This is a genomic window from Mesorhizobium sp. M0678 (genome assembly GCF_040320505.1).
Classification (GTDB): Bacteria; Pseudomonadota; Alphaproteobacteria; order Rhizobiales; family Rhizobiaceae; genus Mesorhizobium.
Genome location: NZ_JAMYPT010000069.1, coordinates 1 through 1784 on the forward strand (window position 1 = coordinate 1; position 1784 = coordinate 1784).

General features: G+C 62.2%; 1 protein-coding gene and 1 pseudogene. Both read right to left on the minus strand.

From position 1 onward, the window contains the following. Positions 1-625 precede the first annotated feature (625 nt). Positions 626-865: a hypothetical protein gene (locus tag NKI29_RS33290; RefSeq protein WP_352798690.1), complete on the minus strand. Its 240-nt coding sequence runs from the start codon at positions 863-865 to the stop codon at positions 626-628. A gap of 55 nt (positions 866-920) precedes the next feature. Further along, positions 921-1639, minus strand: a pseudogene (locus tag NKI29_RS33295) (transposase); the annotation flags it as partial. Positions 1640-1784: the final 145 nt, after the last annotated feature.

Genomic DNA, 1784 nt, shown 5'->3' on the forward strand with positions numbered 1-1784 from the left:
CGTGCGAAACGGCGAACGTTTCGCTGGCACCACGGCCCGCGTAGAAGGATGTTCCGGACGCTTCTTTCCGAGCGGGTTTTGGGGCTGAGGTCAGTGTGGACATTTGAAGATCGGATCCTAATGAGTTGGTTGGTTGCAAAACAGGTTGCGCGGTAAGCTAGCCGCGTACGGGCAGTCACTTGGCGGGAGCCTTATTGGCCGCAGACGATGGGACCTCCAGCTCGACGCGAGTTTACTCTCACGTTCGAGGCCTCAGCCTAGCGGCAACGACGTCGCCGCACTCCAACCAATCGTTATGTGTGAGTTCAATACGTTATTCACTCTTCCGATTTCCCTCATGATGGAAGAGTGGGCCTATGGCTGTAGCTCGTCGGAGCTTAGCGGCTATCGAAGCCGCGGAAAATCGTCCGGAAGACCAACCAACTAAGCTTCCAGGCCGGGGCCGATCTAGCGTGTTCGGCCGTAGTGTGCCATGAGCAACTGCACGTCCGCCTCGCCCCATGACTTCGGCAATGCCATTGATAAACCGCATTCGCATTCGCCCGCAATCGAAGGGCCGTTTTTCCAGCTTGGCCATCGCCTGCCAGCTGTTGAAGAAGGATCCCGTTTGGCTTTGAGGATGGCCTCATCGCCCGTTGTGATAGGCGAACGTGATCTCGATCGAGCCGTTGTCGAGCAATTCCGCGGAGCCGTCGCCGGTGACCTCGTCCATCTCGTCGAAGCCGAACCAAGTGAAGAAGACCAATGAGGTGCCGTAGCCGAGGTCGAGACCGGCCTGCAGAGCGCCGAAGGCCGTCTCGCCCTGGTTGTCGGCTCCGATGGTGATCGTGGCCGGTCCGCCGAGATCGAGATAGCCGCGATCCATATATCAGCCTCGACGATGCGCCAGCGGCCGATCAGTTGGCAGCCTGCTGGCGCAATCATGTCGGCACCGTCAGCAGCTTCGGAAGCCGCACCAAATTGTAGGCGGCGGCAGCGAAGGTGAAGGCCCCCGACGCGGTCGCGCCCCCGGAACTTCGTCTTGTCCTGCCCGGCGACCGTCTTGATCCAGCCGAACGCCTCTTCGATGCGCTTGCGGATGCGCTGGTTGACACCATAGCCGGCGTGCCGTGTCGTGCGGCCGTCGAATGCCGAACTGCGACCGCTTATGTGCTGCGCCACGTGCGGCGTCACCTTGTCGGCGCCGAGCGTGATCGCCCGCGGCCGGTCGGCATGCGGCTCAATCATGTGCAGTGCCGCCACCCGCTCAGCATGGCCGTCGGCGAATGTCTGGCAGGCGTCGACCAAAAGGCCGCGGCGGTTCTCCATCAGCCCATGCCCCATGAAGCAGAGCTTTGCTTCCTTGCCGCGCCCTTTGCGGTAGAGCCTGGCGTCGGGATCGGTGGTTGAAGTATGCGTCTCGTTGGACCGTTTCTGCCCGTGGAAGTCCGCTTCCGCATTGCGACGCCCGCCGCCCTCGGCAGGTGGCTCACCCGCCCCATCTCGGCTTGACGCTCTTCATCGAAGCCCACGCCTGGATCAGGGTGCCGTCGACTGAGAAGTGATCACTCGAAAGAAGTCTCTTCACCCGTGGATGGGCCAGAACCGCAGCAAGGAACTTGGCCGCAATGTCACCTTCAAGCAGCCGGTCCCGGTTCTTCGGCTCTAGTCGTCGGCTCTAGATGGGGGAACGGGCCGCCAAGCGACACCTCATGACGCAGGACCGCCGGATCTTAGCGCGCCCTCTCGAGCACACGCCGGCGCTGTTCCAACCCGCGCCGCAGGACCTCGTCCTGATCGACTCG